Raw genomic sequence first — 1,057 nt, forward strand, 5'->3', positions numbered from 1 at the left:
TAATTGAGTATGGCGAGGATCTGCCAGAATGGGATGGACGATTTTATAATGGCGCGATTAGTTTTGTTGTATCTGAAGAAGGGCTTATTCACGGATTGAAATTTAAGAAGAGAAGCGGCTATAAAGAGCTTGATGACTATATGTACAATGCACTGCAGTCTGCTAAAAAGTTTGAAATGCCTAGTGATGAGACGGCTGCTCTCTTCGTACGCTTACAGAGATTAAAGCTAGACTATAGTCACGAGGATACCAAGGGCTTTAAATAGGCAGTCGAGTTAATTCGCTAAATGAGCACTAACTACCAGCAACAAAAAGTTTTTTCTAGATTAGTGCTACTGAGTACTATATTGCACGCTATTGTATTTGTTGCAGTCTATTCATTTTCTCAAACAGAAAACCACTCAAAACACGCGTACACTGCAATCAACCTGTCCTTGACTAGTGTTTCTCCACGCATAGTAGAAGCGCGTAAAGAACGCCCCCCCATAGAAGAACCTCCTGAACCAGAAATTGAGGAAGTAAAGAAAGATAAAGTAAATGAAGAGGACTTAATTGATCATTTGATCAATGAGCACAAGCTTGGTGATGAATTTAGTTCGAATAACCAAGATGTCACGAAAGAGGCTCAGCTAGATTTTGGAGCAAAGCAAGAAATCGTTAAAAAGAAAGAGTCCAGTATAGGCACGAAAGGTGATAGGGAGGCGGTCAGTACAGTAGATTTATTTGCACCAATTGATATGGTAGGAAACGGCGCTCTTGAGGTGGACGCATTTACGGGAGTTAGTGACGAAGTTGGAGTTGGTGACGAGGCTGTTGCAAACGATTCTTCTGGTAAAGCTGAACTTGGCGCTGAATCAGACATCGCTTTTATCCCGCCAGAAGAACTTAAAATCCCGCCGGAGTTTTTGGGTAATCTCGGAAACATGGAGCTCTTAGAGGAACGTGATCTAGGTAATGCATATGTGGAGGACCCGTTTGCAGAGCAAGAATCAAAAGAATTCAAGATTGTAAATCGATATCTAAAAAGACTTAACGAGCAAGTTTACGAGTACTGGGT

The 1,057-nt window shown here is 41.4% G+C and carries 2 protein-coding genes; both read left to right on the forward strand.

All coding sequences use genetic code 11. The annotated features are described in order from the left end of the window. The coding region (locus A3738_RS31370; RefSeq protein WP_197473950.1) for a hypothetical protein at positions 1-266 on the forward strand (266 nt) is incomplete at its 5' end. An 81-nt stretch (positions 267-347) separates the two neighbouring features. Then, positions 348-1,057, forward strand: a 710-nt coding sequence (locus A3738_RS21290) for a hypothetical protein (RefSeq protein ID WP_197473951.1), incomplete at its 3' end; no start/stop codon positions are given.

This window comes from Oleiphilus sp. HI0066 (assembly GCF_001635725.1).